Below are 14,667 nucleotides of genomic sequence, written 5' to 3'. Positions count from 1 at the left end.
GTCACCAGCCCCTATTTCCAGGAGCCCGTTTTCCGTATGAACTTCAGCTTCATCTCCGGCGAGGCCGCCCGCGCGAGCGGTGAGCTGCTCGTGATTCCCCTCTTCGAAGGCGAGACCGGGGACAAGCCGCCCGCGCCGCTGGCCGGTGCGAGCTCCGCACTGGAAGGCCGGCTCGTCGCCGCCGCCACCCAGGAGGGCTTCAAGGGTAAGGCAGACCAGACCTTCGTCATGCACACGATGGGCAAGCTCGAGGTGGAGCGCGTGGTGCTGCTGGGCCTGGGCTCGCGCAACAAGTACACCCCCGAGGTGCTGCGTCTGGCGTCCGGCCGCGCCGCGAAGACAGCCCAGCGGCTCAAGGCCCGCACGCTGGTGTTCGCCGTGCCCGAGACGCAGGACGCCGTCGCCGCCCTGCGCGCCGTGGTGGAGGGCCTGGAGCTGGGCGCCTACCGCTTCGAGCGCTACAAGTCCTCGGCCCGGGATGAGAAGAACGCGCCGAAGCTGACCACGGTGCGGCTGGCGCTCCCCGCCGGCGTGGAGAAGACGAAGGAGCACGATCAGGCGGTGTCGCTCGCGCAGCGGGTGGCCGAGGCCACCAACTGGGCGCGCGATCTGGTGAACGAGCCCCCCAACGTGGTGAACCCCGAGCGGCTCGCGAAGGCCGCGCAGGACATGGGGCGCGACGGCGGCCTCAAGGTGACGGTGGGTGGCCGCAAGGAAATCGAGCGGCTGAAGATGGGGCTGTTCCTGGGTGTGGCGCAGGGCAGCGCGAACGAGCCCAAGCTCATCCACGTCGAGTACACGCCGAAGAACGCCCGGCATGCGAAGAATCCCCCGGTGGCGCTGGTGGGCAAGGCCATCACCTTCGACTCGGGCGGCCTGTCGCTCAAGCCCACCGACTCCATGGTGGACATGAAGACGGACATGGCCGGCTCGGCCGCGGTGCTGGGCGCCATGAGCGTGATTGCCACCCTCAAGCCGCCCTTCCCCGTGCACGCCTTCATCGGCGCCTGCGAGAACATGCCCTCGGGCACCTCCTACCGGCCCAGCGACATCCTCACCTCGCGCGCGGGCAAGACGGTGGAGATCACCAACACGGACGCCGAGGGCCGCCTGGTGCTCGGCGACATCCTCACCTGGGCGACCGAGCACAAGCCCGCGGCCATCATCGACCTGGCCACGCTCACCGGCGCATGTGTCATCGCCCTGGGCAACTACATCGTGGGCGCCTTTGGCGACCATGACGCCACGATGAGCGACGTGCTGGAGGCAGCGCGCGCGGCGGGCGAGGAGATGTGGCGCATGCCCGTCACCGATCTGCAGAAGGACTCGCTGCGCTCGGAGGTGGCGGACATGAAGAACGCCGGCGAGCGCTGGGGCGGAGCCATCAACGCCGCCCTCTTCCTCAAGGAGTTCGTCGGCGACACGCCGTGGGTGCACCTGGACATCGCCGGCCCGTCCGTCAGCCCCAAGGAGCGCGGGTACCTGGGCAAGGGCGGCACGGGCGTGGGCGTGCGCACGCTCGTGGAGTACGTGCGGCGCCGCGCCACCCAGCTCGAGGGGAGCGAGGCCACCGAGGCCCCCGCCCCCAAGCCTTCGCGCGGTGGTCGCGCGAAGGGCTAAGCACCCTCTCAGGTCTGCTCAGGCACCACAGGCAGCGGGTGGACGCTCTCGAAGAGGGCGTTCACCGTCTGCGGCACCTCGTCCGGGGCGGTCGCGGGCCAGGTCGCGAGCATCATGAAGACATGGCCCGCGCTGCCGTCGCGCACCACCACTCGGCCGCGCACGTTGTCGCCCACGGCAAAGTCGAAGCCCACGGCGCTGTCGGACATGGACAGCGGCTCCGGATCGCTGGTGACGAAGCCGGGCTGGCTGCGCAGGCCCAGCGTCAGCCGCTCGGCGAATTGAATGGGAGAGGCCACCGCCGGCGCCACCTGCAGCACCACCTGGGCGCCGCTGGTGCGGTGGCGAAGGACAACGGGAATGGCCAGCCCCTCGGGGGTCTGCTCATCCGTCTCGTCCAGCAGCCAGTCCCCGCCGGGCTGGGTGAGCTCAAAGCCGAGAGCCTGGTGCACGTAACGTTGAGGGCCGGACTGTTCCGCGCTCAGAGACTGTTCCCGAGCCACCTCACCGGAGCCTCCCGTACCCGGGTCGGACGGCTCCCTCACCGCCTGCTTCGCGCCACTGCATGCCGTGCACAGCGCGACCAGGCCCCACCCCAACAACCGCCTTGCGTCCATGTGTTCTCCCCCGGCCTGATGGCCTTGGGGGCACAAAGTGGGGACGGGGGGTAGCCGCGGCCAGGGGGCCCGGCGCGTCAGGCTGGGGCTGCTGTCAAGCGGCGGAAACTTCGTCGGCGATGGCGCGCGCAGCAGCCAACGGATCCGCGGCCGTGTGGATGGGACGGCCCACCACCAGCAGATCCGCCCCCGCCCGCACGGCGAAGGCAGGCGTCTCCGCCCGGCTCTGGTCTCCCTTGGCTGCGCCCGCGGGGCGGATGCCCGGGGTGCACAGGAAGGGCATGGGGCCCAACTCGCGACGGAAGGCCTCGGCCTCTCGGGGCGAGCACACCAGCCCGTCCACGCCAGCCCGCACCGCCAGGCGCGCCAACCGCAGCGCCGCCTCTTCTGGGGCACCGGAGAGGCCCACGGAGGCCACGTCCTCGGCGGACATCGAGGTGAGCACCGTCACCGCGAGCACCCGAGGCGCCTCGTGTCCCTTGGAGCGGGCCCCCTCACGCACCCCCTTCACGGCGGCCTTCAGCATGGCCTCGCCTCCGGCAGCGTGCACGGTGAGCAAGGACACCCCGAGCGCTCCGGCGCGCGCAGCCGCGAGCTCCACGGTGTTGGGAATGTCGTGCAGCTTCAAGTCGAGGAACACCTTCGCGCCCAGCTTCTGGAAGGCGGCCACAGCGGCCGGGCCATGCTCGACGAAGAGCGAGAGGCCCACCTTCGCGTAGGCCACGTGGGGCGCCACCTGCTGGTAGAGGCGCACGCCCTCCTCCAGCGGCATATCCGCGGCGAGCGCGAGCCGGGCCCGCGCCTGGGAAGCATCCGTCACGACAGTCCCTCCTGGAGATCCCTGTAGCTGCGGTAGAGCCGCTCGGACATCTCGCCCGGCAGCACGTTGCGCGCGGAGAAGAGCGCGTAGGAGACAAAGGCGTCGAGCGCCTCGAGCATCATCGCGCGAGCCAGCGCCTCGTCCCCGCCGGAGACGTTCTGGCGGATGCGCTCCACATCCACCCGACCATCCGGGCCGAGCGTCACCCCCTCGTAGGCCGCCTCCAGACCGGGCTGGGGCGACTCGAGGAAGCCCCGCAGCAGATCCGGGTTGGCACCGGCCAGGCGGATGGCGGTGTGAATCTGCGCGAGCAGCACGTTGAAGCGCTCCTCGGGGCTGAGGGGCGCCACGGGCGGTGGAGGCACCACCATGAAGGTGCCGGAGGCCCGCCTGGGCAGGGGCGGCGTGGAGGCCTTCTGCTGCAGCACGAGCGCGCCGTCTCTCGAGCGCTCCTCCACCCAGGTGAGGAAGGAGAAGAGACTGCCCTCCCAGAGGGAGCGCAGCGCGCCCAGCGTGGTGCCCGTGGCGGCCCTGGCGAAGAGGGCCTCCTCTCCGGGGGGCGGAGGCTCCGCGCCCACCACCACGGGCGTGTCGTCCGGGAAGTGCTTGCGCAGCCGGGCCACCACCTCGCCGCGTTTGATGCCCTGGAGGACGAGGTCCTTGGTGCGCTCCTGCAGCTTGACGGAGTCCCCCTCGGGAGGACGTCCCTCGAGGAAGAGGAAGCTGCCCTCGGACATCTCGAAGAGGTTGAGCAACACCTCGCGCACCAGGTACGTCATGGCGCTGTAGAGGTTGGCCTCGGAGAGGTACCCCTCACGGGTGAGCACCGCGCCGATGCGCAGGGTGGGCGTCACCTTGCCGAGCGCCTGGTGGAGCTGCTCCGGGGTGACGAGGCCCAGCTGCACCACCACGGCGCCGAGGCGCTCGTGATGCACACTGGAGACGGCGAAGATGGGCTGTCCGTCCCGGAAGGTGACGGTGCGCTGCACCATGCCGTGCTGGAAGATGAGTTGACCGCTGCGGATGCCGGAGATGACGTGGCCCAGCACCTCATCCACGGCCAGCGAGCTCAGGCTGCCGGCGAAGAAACCGGTGAGGTTGGCGGGCTCCCGCAACAGCACCATCCCCTCGGGCGAATGGAAGTGCGCCGCGAGGGGACGGTTGGGGGTGAGGCTGGCGGCGAGCGGGCGCTCCAACTCGAGCGTGCCCGGCTCACCGCTCAACCCCAGGCGAGGCGTAGCCTTGGGGCGTGTCGCCACGCGCGAGGCTCCTTACTTCTTCGCCTGCAGCTCGGCGTCGATGACGCTCTTGAACTCGTCGAACGGCTGAGCGCCAGACAGGAGGATGCCGTTGATGAAGAAGGCCGGGGTGCCATTCACGCCCACCTTCTGACCGTCGGCCATGTCAGCCTTCACGGTCTCGGCCTTCGCGCCGGAGTCCAGGCACTTGTCGAACGCCGCGGAGTCCAGGCCCACCTTCTTGGCGTGCTCCTTGAGCTGGGGAACCTCGAGCGCCTTCTGATTGGCGAAGAGCGTGTCGTGGTACTCCCAGAACTTGCCCTGGTCATGGGCGCACAGCGAGGCCTCGGCGGCCTTGGGCGCCTGCTGGTGGAAATCCAGCGGGAACTGGCGGAACACCAGGCGCACCTGGTTCGGGTAGGCCTTGAGGACCTCCTCCACCGTGCCGATGGCGCGGCTGCAGAACGGGCACTGGAAGTCGCTGAACTCCACAATGGTGATGGGCGCGTTCTCCGGACCCTTGGACGGACCCGTGGCGGCCACCTGCTTGCGCTCCACCGGCGGCTTCGGCGGCTCGGGCAGGGTGATCTGCACGTTGGCCGTCTTCTTCAGCTCGTTGAAGTACTCGCGCGCGCGCTCCTGCTTCTTGGAGCCGTTGAGGAAGTCGACGATCTGCGGCTTGACCTGCTCGAAGGTGGTGCCCGGGGGCAGCCGCTCCTTGGCCTCGTCATACATCTTCTTGATCTCCGCCTCGGGCGGCTGCGGGATCTTGTCGTCGACCTCGGCCTTGATGAGCTGCTCCTCGGTCAGGTTGCGCTTCTTGGCCTCGGCCTGCACGAGCTTCTCCACCACGAAGCCATCGAGGCCCTGCTTGCGCAGCTGGAACTTCTGCTTGTCGAGGTTCGCCAGCGGCTCCTTGATGCGCTCGTTGAGCTCACCGAAGGTGATCTTCGTACCGTCGCCGAAGGTGGCCACGACCGTGTCCGCGGAGGGCTCCGTCGAGGTGCTGGCGGTGGTGGTCGGGGTGGCGGCGGTCGCCGGGGCCTTCTCCTTGTTGCAGCCGGAGAAGAGGGAGGCCGCCAGGAGGGCGGCCATGAGGGTGGAAGTAGAGCGCATAAGCATGGGTATTGGGGTCCTTAGTCGAGAAAACCCAGAACCCGCAAAGAAATTTCTCAGGCCACCAGGGGCTCGAGCGCGAGCTCCGGCAGGCGAAGCTCCGGCAAATCCAGGTGCTTGCGGGCCGGAACAATCTCGTAGCTGCTGGGATCGGCCAGGACGGCCTTCACCAGCTTCTGGTTGAGCGCGTGCCCCGTCTTGAAGGCCTTGAGATGACCGACCACCGGGCGGCCGAACAGGGAGATGTCCCCGATGGCATCCAGGATCTTGTGGCGCACGAACTCGTCCGGGAAGCGCAGGCCGTCCGGGTTGAGGATGGAGAACTCGTCCACCACGATGGCGTTGTCCAGGGAGCCGCCCCGGGCCAGGCCCATCTTCTTGAGCATCTCCACGTCGCGCAGGAAGCCGAAGGTGCGCGCGCGGGAGATCTCCTTGGCAAAGCACCGGTCGGAGAACTCCAGCTCGAAGGACTGCTCGGTGATGAGCGGGTGCTTGAAGTCGACGGTGCAGGAGATGCGGAAGCGGTTGCAGGGCGAGAAGCTGGCCTCCTTGTCACCATCCACCACGGAGACCGTCTTCTTGATGACCAGCAGGCGGCGGGGCTCCTCCTGCTCACGCACGCCCGCCTCGGCGATCAGCGAGGCGAAGGGGGCGGCGCTGCCATCCATGATGGGCACCTCCGGGCCGTCCAGCTCCACGCGCACGTTGTCCAGCCCCATGCCGGCCAGGGCCGACATCAGGTGCTCCACCGTGCCGACCTTGACGCCCTCCTTGCCCAGCGTGGTGGCCAGCGACGTGTCCACCACGAACTCCGTCAGCGCGGGGATGACCACGGGGCGCGCCGTGTCCGTGCGCACAAAGACGATGCCGTGGTTCACCGGCGCAGGCAGCAGCGACAGGTTCACCGGCGCGCCGGAGTGAAGCCCCACGCCCTGGCAATGGACGGGGTGTGAGAGGGTGCGCTGGTTGTAGGAGGTGTAAGCCATGGTTCGGTGTCGCCTCTTCGATGCGGGTGCTTCCCTACCCCGCCCCCGGACCCACCCCGGGGACAGGCCCGTCAATGTTTTCTGCCCATCTGACGCGCCGCGTATTCTTGCAAGCTACACGCCAGTATATCCACTCCGGGGAGGGAGTTCGTTGCGGCTCCCAGGAAGTTTCAAGCTCAGGAATTTACTGGAGTTTTTGCCTGCTCGACCCAGGCGGCCCATGCCTCCGGCGCCCCGCGTCCCCTCGACTCGCTGTGCACCTACCCCGTCACCGTGACAAATGTGTCAGAACTTCCACTTGCCATCCGCCGCCCTGCCTCGTCCTGCCGCGTCATGACGCGACCCCAATAACGCAAGCGGATGCCTGGAATCAAACGGTTGGCGAACGAATCCGTGACGTAAGGGGTACTTACGGTGACGGAATCGCGACATCCGTGTCTCAGCGGGTGGCGGCCAGGAAGCGGTCCCGGAGCAGCTCGGCCTCTGCCCGGTCAAAGGTGAAGCCCCGGAGCTGGGCACGCCGACTGACAGCGGCGAAGGTGTTCTCCAGCACCATGGAGAAGCCACGCAGGTCTTCGATCAGGCGGGTGCGCACGGCGGGGCCCTCGGGCGGCCAGGGCAGCTCGGTGAGCAGCGCGCTGAAGCGATCAAAGGCCTCGTAGTCCACGTAGCGCAGCAACTGGTAGCTGCCGTCCTGGAAGTAGCCGAGGAAGGCCACGATGCTGGAGATGACGGACTCGGCGGACTGCACGTCGTCGTTGCGCAGGTGCCCCTCGGCGGCGCGGCATAGCTGGGCGAAGACCCACAAATCCTTCCGCAGCCGCTCGGCGGCCTCCATGGAGGAGGCGAGCTGCTCGAAGGGGGCCTCGCCGGAAGCGGAGCCGGGAGCGAGCGCCTCGGTGAGGGCCACCACCTGGGCCTGGAAGAGCTGGGTGAAGGCGTAGGAGGCGCGGGCGGCGGCGGCGCGGTCGCGGTCCAGCTCCACGAGGATGTCCCGGGCGATGCGCTCCGTCTCGCGGGCGATGTCCCGGGCGACGCGCAGGCTCGTGGCCTGGAGGGGCTTGGGGCCGGCCTTGGGCGCGAGCTCGTTCTTCAAGAAGCCCACGAGGCTGAGCGCCTCGCTGCGCACCAGGGCGAGCAGCACGCGCACGCGGCGCGGAATGGGGCCCTGCGCGTCCTGGCTCACATAGGCCAGGTAGTGCAGCAGGCGGAACAGGCCCAGGTAGGCGGTGGTGAAGAGGGGCCGGGTCTCCGCCGGCACCGTGGAGAGCAGCGTCAGCAGGCGCACCGAGCGCAGCCGGTCGTACTCCAGACGGAACTCGTTGAGGCGGCAGGGCCGGAAGTACCGGTTGAGGACGATCTCCCGCAGGACGAGGTTGCCCACGTCGTTGAAGAGGCTCAGCCCGCACACCGGCAGTTGCAGCAGGTGATCAATGAGGTTGCGCAGCGACTCGAAGGACTGGCGCAGGACGAAGAGGCTCTCCTGGGGCGTCTCCTGATCCTGCTCGCCCTCGATGCGCGAGCGGCGCATCCGGTCATCAGAGAGCTGCGTCTCCACGTAGCGGCGGAACTGGAGCTTCTGCGTGGAGTCCGGGTCCAACAGGTGCCGCGCGAGGCGGATGGCCTGGCTGAGGGTGGCGCGGACGTCCTTGAGCTCCTCGCGGAAGTCGCGCGTGACGAGCGGCTGATCCTGGGCGTCGATGACGCCGTTGTCATGCAGGTGGACGTAGCGCTCCACGCCCCGCAGGAGCATCTCGAACTCGAAGAGGAGCTCCTCGCGGGCCTCCACGGGCAGGGCGCGCAGCCAGCGCTCGCGCTCGGCGAGGAAGCCGGCGCGGTTGCCCTGCGAGGTGCGCACGAGCTCCTCGTAGAAGTCACGGGGAACGCGAGACATGTGAGGCGGCTGGGCTGCGGTCGCGGTATTGCTCACAAGAGTGTCCCCTGCGCCGAGGTGGGCGCCTTCTTGTTGAAATAGGAATACGCGTGGTGCGTGGCCACGCGGCCCCGCGGCGTGCGCTGGAGGAAGCCTTCCTGAAGGAGGAACGGCTCGTATACGTCCTCGATGGTGTCGCGCTGCTCGCCCACGCTGGCGGCAATCGTCTCTACGCCCACCGGCCCCCCGCCGAACTTGTCGAGGATGGTGAGGAGGATCTTCCGGTCCATCGCGTCCAGGCCGGAGGCGTCCACGCCAAGCCGGGTGAGCGCCTGGGCGGCCAGCTCCTGGGTGATGCGGCCATCGCCCTCCACCTGAGCGAAGTCGCGCAGCCGGCGCAGCAGCCGGTTGGCGATACGGGGCGTGCCTCGGGCGCGGGTGGAGATCTCCTTCGCCCCATCGCGCTCCAGCTTCACCCCGAGAATGCGCGCCGAGCGGTTGAGGATCATCTCCAGGTGCTTGGGCTCGTAGTACTCGAGCCGCTCCTGGATTTGGAAGCGGTCGCGCAGCGGCGAGGTGAGGAGGCCGGTACGGGTGGTAGCGCCGATGAGGGTGAAGGGCGGCAGGTCGATCTTCATCGCCCGGGCGGCAGGCCCGGTGTCGATGGTGATGTCCAGCCGGAAGTCCTCCATCGCCGGGTAGAGGTACTCCTCGATGGCGGCATTGAGGCGATGGACCTCGTCGATGAAGAGGATGTCGCGCTCGTTGAGGTTGGTGAGCAGGCCCGCCAGGTCCCCCTTGCGCTCGAGCGCGGGGCCGCTGGTGACGTGGATGCCTACGCCCAGCTCCGTGGCCATGAGGTAGGCGAGCGACGTCTTGCCCAGGCCCGGGGGCCCGGAGAAGAGGCAGTGGTCCAGCGCCTCCCCGCGGCTCTTGGCCGCCTGAACGTACACCTTGAGCTTCTCGACGACGGCGCTCTGGCCCACGTACTCGTCGAAGGTGCGCGGACGCAGCGAGGCCTCGACTCGGACCTCGTCGTTGAGCGCCTCTCCCGTGAGCGTGTCGTCGGACTTCCGCTTCGACTTCGCCATACCAGTCAACCCTCTGCCATCACCCTACCAGAACGGACCCCGTGTCGCGGGCCCTCTCTCGGCGCTAGACTTCGCGTCCCCGCCGTCAGGCAGCCTGCCCAGGGAGCCAGCCCGTCGTGAAGGGACTCGTCTTCGAACTCTCCATCCCCAAGTACGTCCTCGCCAAGGGGATTGGTGGCCTCTACCCCAAAGCACACTATGGGCGCGGGAGCTGCCTCTCTCTGCGTGACCTGGCCTCCCCCACCCTGCCCGGGCCGGATTGGGTGAGGCTGCGCCCGCTGCTGACGGGGCTGTGCGGCTCGGACATGGGGACGCTCTTCTTCAAGATGAGCCCACAAATCGAGCCCTTCAACAGCTTCCCCGCCGTGCTGGGCCATGAGGTGCTCGCCGAGGTGACGGAGCTGGGGCCCCAAGCCCGCGGCGTGGAGGTGGGACAGAAGGTGGCGGTGAACCCGCTGCTCCCCTGCCGCCTGCGGGGCATCCAGCCGCCCTGCCCGCCCTGTGCATCGGGCCAAGAGAACGGCTGCGAGCACACGGCCGAGGGCTGCCTCGCGCCAGGACAGATGCTCGGCTTCCAGAAGGATCTACCGGGGGGAATGGGAACGGAGATGGTGGCACACCCCTCGCAGCTCCACCCGCTGCCACAAGGGGTGGGTGACAAGGCGGGCGTGCTGGTGGAGCCCCTGGCAGTGAGCCTTCACGCGGTGCTGAAGGTGCCGCTGAAGAAGGAGGACCGGGTGCTGGTGATTGGCGGCGGGCCGGTGGCCTTCGCGTGCCTGTGGGCGATTCGCGCGCTGGGCTCGCGCTGCCACGTGACACTGCTCGCGGCCGAGGACTACCAACTGCGGCTGGCCAGGCAGCTCGGGGCGGACGAGGCCTTCCGGGTGATGCGGGACGACACCGCCGAGGCCGAGGAGGTGGCGCGGCGCACGGGGGCCAAGGTGTACCGCCCCATCCTCGGCCCGCCAGCGCTCATGGGCGGCTTCGAGGTGACGTTCGACTGCATCGGCAGCGCAGCCTCGGTGCAGGACTCGCTGCGCTACACGCGCTCGTTGGGGAAGGTGGTGCTGGTGGGGGCCGCGGGGATTCTCGAGCGCGTGGACTGGACGATGGTGTGGCGCAATGAGCTGACGCTGCTCGGCTCCTACGTGTACGGACTGGAGAGCTTCCGGGGCCGGCGTGCGCACACTTTTGAACTGGTGTTGGAGCTGCTCGCCCGCCGGGAGGGCCCGGACCCGAGCATGCTGGTGACACATACCTTTCCGCTCGCGCGTTACCAGGAGGCCATTGAGGCAAACCTGGCGCGTGGCCGCTCCCAGTCGGTGAAGACCGTCTTCGACCTCACGGAGAACCCATGAACCCATCGTTCCGTCCCCTCCCCTTCCTCAACGAGGCCCGCGCCGAGTCCGTGTCCGCTGTGCGCCTGCAGAAGCTCCGCCGGGCCGCGCAGGAGGCACGTGATGCCTTCACGGCCGGGGGCTCCGTGGCGGCGCTGGCCACGTGCGACCTCGTCACGTTCCCCTACCCGTCGCAGTTCGCCTTCAGCGGAGGAGCGCTCTCTCCAGCACCCTACGTGATGATGACGAACCGGATGCAGGTGGTGCAGTTCCTGGAGGACGGGGTGACGCGCACCCTGCTCTTCAACCCGAGCGACTACGAGCGCGGCCAGGCGGCCCCCTTCTACAAGTCGCTGCGTGAGAAGTACGGCGACTTCCTCTCGGACAAGGTGATGACTCGGCGGATTGGCACGGTGCAGAGCCAGGTGGCGGCGCTGGGGCTGAAGCCAGAGGACGTGGACTACATCGCGTACGATCACCTGCACATCCAAGACGTACGGCGGTGGCTGGGTGGAGATGGGGAGCCGGCGTACTTCCCGAGGGCAAAGCTGCTGGTGCAGCGAGCCGAGTGGGAGTCGGTGAAGAACCTGCACCCGCTGGAGAAGGTCTGGTACGTGCCGGGCGGGACGGACGGAGTGCCGCAGGAGCGCGTGGTGCTGCTGGAGGGGGACACGTGGCTGGGCCGGGGCGCGGCCATCCTGTCGACGCCGGGGCACACGATGGGGAACATGTCGCTCGCGGTGGCCTCGGACAAAGAGGTCTTCGTGGTGAGCGAGAACGGCGTGGCGTCGGAGAGCTACACGCCGCTGCAGTCGCGAATCCCCGGGGTGCGCTCCTATGCCGAGCAGATGGGCTGGGAGGTGGTGCTCAACGGCAACACCCGTGAGAACTCGCTGGAGCAATACTCCTCGATGATTGTGGAGAAGGTGTTCGCGGGCCCGTCACGCGTCGAGGGGGCCTTCGTCAACTTCCACCCCTCCTCGCTGCTGACGAGCTCGCTGGTGGCGCCTGGCCTCTCGCCCACCATCACCCTGCCCGCCCCAAACTACGGAGACATCCGCCCAACGCCCGCGGCCCGCCGTGCGGCCTAAGTGGTGAGCAGCCTGGCATGTGATGGCCCGACCGCTGTCCGTTCTTCGACAGCGGTCGACTGAATGGAGGTGCAAAAATCCGGTGTTTCGCTAGAGGCCAAGGTTCAACGTCCGAGCGTGCATCCATGATCCCCAAATCCACCGAGCCAGCCCCCTCCGAAGCCTCGTCTGTTGAGAAACTGGGGATAGACCTGGAGCGGGACGTCTTCCTGCGCACGCTCTTGCGTCACCTGGCCGGCACCCTGGAAGAGGTCGTGGGGCTGAAGGAGGCCTCCGGCTTCGTCAGCGTGGTGGGCCAACGCATGGGCGAGGAGATGAACGAGGGCTACAAGAAGGCCCTCGCCCTGCCCGAGCTCAACCGTGAGCAGGTCGCCCAGGTGCTCGTGGATTTGAAGCGCCGCATCCAGGGGGACTTCTTCATCATCGAGCAGGATGAGGAGAAGATCGTCCTGGGCAACCGCACCTGCCCCTTCGCGGACAAGGTGGTGGGGCGCCCCTCGCTGTGCATGATGACGTCCAATGTCTTTGGCTTCATCGCGTCGGAGAACCTGGGCTACGCCAAGGTGTCGTTGGAGGAGACGATAGCTCGGGGAGATAAGGGCTGTCGGGTGGTGGTGTATCTGAAGCCCACCGCCGCTCCCTCCGTCGAGGGGCGGGAATACATTCGAACGCACTGATGGGCGCCGCCGGCAGTCCAGCAGAGCTGTTCTCCCTCCTGTCCCGCCTGCTGCCCGAGCCCTTGCTGCTCGTCACCATGCGCGGCAAGGTGGTCGATAGCAACGTCTCCAGCCGGGAGCTCTTGGGACTTCAGGCCTCCGCACTCCACGGTCGGCAGCTCACGGAGTTCACGGAGGAAGCGCCCGAGCGCGTGAGTGGATTCCTCCAGCTTTGCGCGCGGAGCACGGAGCCCCTGCCAGGGGGCCTCACCCTCAAATCCCCTTCTGGCAGCACGGTGCGCCGGGGTTGTCATGGGGCACGGCTCGGCCTCGAGGTCGAGACGCAGGAGCCACTGGTGTTCGTACGCTTCTCCACCGACGTTGGAGGGAGCGCGGCCTTTGGCCTGCTGGGCCAGAAGGTAGATGAGCTCACGCGTGAGGTGTCCCGGCGGCGTGAGGTGGAGCAGGCCCTTCGTGCGTCGGAAGCACGCATGCGCCGGATCGTCGACTCCAATGTCGTGGGCGTCTTCTTCTGGAAGCTGACCGGCGAGATTACCCATGCCAACGACGACTTCCTCCAGCTGATGGGCTACCGCCGCGAGGAGCTGGAGTCCGGCCGGCTCGATTGGCGCCGGCTCACCCCGCCCGAATACTCCGAGTCCGATCAGGCGCAGGTGGAGCTCCTCATCCACACGGGCCGTCACCCTCCCTACGAAAAGGAGTATCTGCACGCGGATGGCCACCGGGTGCCCGTCCTCGTAGCCTCCGCCACCTTCCTGGACAACACTCAGGAGGGTGTGGCCTTCACCATCGACCTCACGGCCCGCAAGCGCGCCGAGGAGCACCTGCGCCTGCTCGTCGATGCGTCCACCGCCCTCGCGGCCTCCCTCCATTTCGCGGAGACGCTGGACCGCCTGATGCAGGTGCTGGTCCCGCGCTTCGCCGACTGGTGCGGCGTGTTCGTGCGCGATGAGGAGGGGCTCCCCAAGCTCCTGGCCACCCACCACATCGACTCCGCACGAACCCGGCTGGCGACTGCGGCGCTCGCGAAGAATCCCCCCTCGCTCGATGCACGTCACGGGGTGGGCGCTGTGCTCCGGACGGGGCGGAGCGAGCTGCTCTCTCCGATCACGGACGAGCTCCTCGAGAGCGTGGCCCGGAGCCGCGAGCACCTGGCGCTCCTGCGCGAGGGCGCCCCCAGCGCGGGAATCGCGCTGCCCCTGCTCTCGGGCAGCCAGGTCATGGGCTCGCTCCTCCTGGTCCACCTCGACTCCAGACGCCTGTACGGGCCCCAGGATCTGCTCGTCGCGGAGGAGGTGGCGCGGCGGGCCTCCCTCGCGCTCGTGAATAACCGACTCTTTGAGACCGCGGAGACGGAGCGCCATCGCGCCGAGGAGGCCAGCCGTCTCAAGGACGACTTCCTCTCAATCGTGAGCCACGAGCTGCGCACGCCCCTCACCTCGATGCTGGGCTGGTTGCAGCTGCTGCGCAAAGGAACCCTCTCCCCGGAGAAACAGCAGAGAGCGCTCGAGGTCATCGAGCGCAACACACGCCACCAGGCGCAGCTCGTGGGAGATCTGCTGGATGTCAGCCGCATCCTCACGGGAAAGATGCGTCTGGAAGTCGAGGCCGTGCAGCTGTCTGACGTGGTGAGTGCCGCCATCGACACGGTGCGGACCGCGGCCGAGGCCAAGGGCGTGCGTTTGCTGCCCAGGCTCGACGCGAACGTGGGCCCGGTGCGGGGCGACGCCACGCGGCTCCAGCAGGTGGTGTGGAACCTCGTGCATAACGCGGTGAAGTTCACCCCTACTGGCGGCCATGTGGAGGTGTTGCTCCAGCACAGGGACGCGCAGGCGGTCATCACCGTGGCCGATACCGGTGAGGGCATTGCGCCCGACTTCCTCCCGCACCTCTTCGAGCGCTTCCGTCAGGCGGACTCCTCCACCACGCGCAGGCACGGGGGCCTCGGGTTGGGGTTGTCCCTCGTCAAGCATCTGGTCGAGATGCATGGCGGAAGCGTCGAGGCGCGCAGCGCGGGTCGGGGCAAGGGGGCGACCTTCATCGTGCGGCTCCCCCTTCTCGAGAGCGTCAGTGCGGCACCAGGAGCGACCGGGACTGGCGACTTCCCGCAGGAGCTCCCTCTCTCCGACCTGGCCGGGAAGATGAGCGTCCTGCGGGTGGACGACGAGGCGGACACCTGACGCGGTCCGGTCAGGTTGGTA

12 protein-coding genes are annotated in these 14,667 nt (G+C 68.3%); 5 read left to right on the top strand and 7 right to left on the bottom strand.

Going from position 1 to position 14,667, the window contains the following annotated elements; translation table 11 throughout:
* Positions 1-36: 36 nt before the first annotated feature.
* Entirely contained in the window at positions 37-1,620 is a 1,584-nt protein-coding gene (locus tag F0U60_RS20130) for a leucyl aminopeptidase (protein ID WP_395822373.1), read from the top strand.
* An 8-nt stretch (positions 1,621-1,628) separates the two neighbouring features.
* Here F0U60_RS20130 and F0U60_RS20125 read toward each other — a convergent pair whose 3' ends face one another.
* The 7 genes from F0U60_RS20125 to ruvB form a co-directional block, all read right to left on the bottom strand.
* A complete protein-coding gene (locus F0U60_RS20125) occupies positions 1,629-2,237 on the bottom strand; it encodes a hypothetical protein (protein WP_395822372.1) in 609 nt (202 codons plus the stop codon).
* A 94-nt stretch (positions 2,238-2,331) separates the two neighbouring features.
* Positions 2,332-3,057 (bottom strand): orotidine-5'-phosphate decarboxylase, encoded by a 726-nt coding sequence (gene pyrF, locus F0U60_RS20120; RefSeq protein WP_395822371.1) that lies wholly within the window; start codon positions 3,055-3,057, stop codon positions 2,332-2,334.
* Positions 3,054-4,316, bottom strand: coding sequence for a DUF4388 domain-containing protein (locus F0U60_RS20115; RefSeq protein ID WP_395822370.1), 1,263 nt, complete (start codon positions 4,314-4,316; stop codon positions 3,054-3,056). The genes pyrF and F0U60_RS20115 overlap by 4 nt, the downstream gene beginning before the upstream one ends.
* Positions 4,317-4,328: 12 nt before the next feature.
* Positions 4,329-5,417 (bottom strand): thioredoxin domain-containing protein, encoded by a 1,089-nt coding sequence (locus F0U60_RS20110; protein WP_395822369.1) that lies wholly within the window; start codon positions 5,415-5,417, stop codon positions 4,329-4,331.
* Between the two features lie 50 nt (positions 5,418-5,467).
* Positions 5,468-6,397, bottom strand: a complete 930-nt coding sequence (lpxC, locus tag F0U60_RS20105) for a UDP-3-O-acyl-N-acetylglucosamine deacetylase (protein ID WP_395822368.1) — start codon at positions 6,395-6,397, stop codon at positions 5,468-5,470.
* A gap of 439 nt (positions 6,398-6,836) precedes the next feature.
* Positions 6,837-8,291 (bottom strand): hypothetical protein, encoded by a 1,455-nt coding sequence (locus F0U60_RS20100; protein WP_395822367.1) that lies wholly within the window; start codon positions 8,289-8,291, stop codon positions 6,837-6,839.
* A 32-nt stretch (positions 8,292-8,323) separates the two neighbouring features.
* Positions 8,324-9,361 (bottom strand): Holliday junction branch migration DNA helicase RuvB, encoded by a 1,038-nt coding sequence (gene ruvB / locus F0U60_RS20095; protein ID WP_395822366.1) that lies wholly within the window; start codon positions 9,359-9,361, stop codon positions 8,324-8,326.
* Between the two features lie 116 nt (positions 9,362-9,477).
* Here ruvB and F0U60_RS20090 point away from each other — a divergent pair, with 116 nt between their 5' ends.
* The 4 genes from F0U60_RS20090 to F0U60_RS20075 all read left to right on the top strand — a co-directional run bounded on the left by F0U60_RS20090 (position 9,478) and on the right by F0U60_RS20075 (position 14,646).
* On the top strand, positions 9,478-10,719 hold the full coding sequence (locus tag F0U60_RS20090) for a zinc-binding dehydrogenase (protein WP_395822365.1): 1,242 nt from the start codon (positions 9,478-9,480) through the stop codon (positions 10,717-10,719).
* Complete coding sequence (locus tag F0U60_RS20085; RefSeq protein WP_395822364.1) at positions 10,716-11,789, top strand: hypothetical protein; 1,074 nt, start codon at positions 10,716-10,718, stop codon at positions 11,787-11,789. The genes F0U60_RS20090 and F0U60_RS20085 overlap by 4 nt, the downstream gene beginning before the upstream one ends.
* 125 nt (positions 11,790-11,914) lie before the next feature.
* A complete protein-coding gene (locus F0U60_RS20080) occupies positions 11,915-12,466 on the top strand; it encodes a methanogen output domain 1-containing protein (protein WP_395822363.1) in 552 nt (183 codons plus the stop codon).
* Complete coding sequence (locus F0U60_RS20075) at positions 12,466-14,646, top strand: ATP-binding protein (protein ID WP_395822362.1); 2,181 nt, start codon at positions 12,466-12,468, stop codon at positions 14,644-14,646. The genes F0U60_RS20080 and F0U60_RS20075 overlap by 1 nt, the downstream gene beginning before the upstream one ends.
* Positions 14,647-14,667 lie beyond the last annotated feature (21 nt).

This window comes from Archangium minus (assembly GCF_044360475.1).
GTDB lineage: Bacteria > Myxococcota > Myxococcia > Myxococcales > Myxococcaceae > Archangium > Archangium minus.
Note: the sequence above shows the minus strand (reverse complement) of the source record. Positions and strands in the feature narration are given on the sequence as shown.

Coding starts and splice junctions, on each gene's coding strand:
- F0U60_RS20130 (WP_395822373.1), top strand. CDS start 37: ATGAACTTCAGCTTCATCTCCGGCGAGGCCGCCCGCGCGAGCGGTGAG.
- F0U60_RS20125 (WP_395822372.1), bottom strand. CDS start 2,237: ATGGACGCAAGGCGGTTGTTGGGGTGGGGCCTGGTCGCGCTGTGCACG.
- F0U60_RS20110 (WP_395822369.1), bottom strand. CDS start 5,417: ATGCTTATGCGCTCTACTTCCACCCTCATGGCCGCCCTCCTGGCGGCC.
- lpxC (WP_395822368.1), bottom strand. CDS start 6,397: ATGGCTTACACCTCCTACAACCAGCGCACCCTCTCACACCCCGTCCAT.
- F0U60_RS20100 (WP_395822367.1), bottom strand. CDS start 8,291: ATGTCTCGCGTTCCCCGTGACTTCTACGAGGAGCTCGTGCGCACCTCG.
- ruvB (WP_395822366.1), bottom strand. CDS start 9,361: ATGGCGAAGTCGAAGCGGAAGTCCGACGACACGCTCACGGGAGAGGCG.
- F0U60_RS20085 (WP_395822364.1), top strand. CDS start 10,716: ATGAACCCATCGTTCCGTCCCCTCCCCTTCCTCAACGAGGCCCGCGCC.
- F0U60_RS20080 (WP_395822363.1), top strand. CDS start 11,915: ATGATCCCCAAATCCACCGAGCCAGCCCCCTCCGAAGCCTCGTCTGTT.
- F0U60_RS20075 (WP_395822362.1), top strand. CDS start 12,466: ATGGGCGCCGCCGGCAGTCCAGCAGAGCTGTTCTCCCTCCTGTCCCGC.